We start from the raw sequence: 239 nt of genomic DNA on the forward strand, positions 1-239 counted from the left end.
ACTACAGGCAGCCACGATTGCGCTGCTGATGTATATGTTCCCAGTGTAACATTAAAAGATGAGTGCAGTGGTGTACATCATGTAAAAGCGATGGTGAATGGTCGAGCAGTATGGTTGGAGCGTGTATCAGAAGCTGATGGTTATGTAACCTTCGCACACACCGAAGATCCGATCCGTATTCCATTCCAGGGACATGGAAACTTGACGGAAGTACGGTATGAAGCATCGGACAGTTGCTG

1 protein-coding gene is annotated in these 239 nt (G+C 47.3%); it reads left to right on the forward strand.

The genetic code is table 11. The features are described 5' to 3' along the window. Positions 1-239, forward strand: a 239-nt coding sequence (locus LVD47_RS23565) for a hypothetical protein (protein WP_236981184.1), incomplete at both ends; no start/stop codon positions are given.

It is taken from the genome of Membranihabitans maritimus, from assembly GCF_021729145.1.
GTDB lineage: Bacteria > Bacteroidota > Bacteroidia > Chitinophagales > Saprospiraceae > Membranihabitans > Membranihabitans maritimus.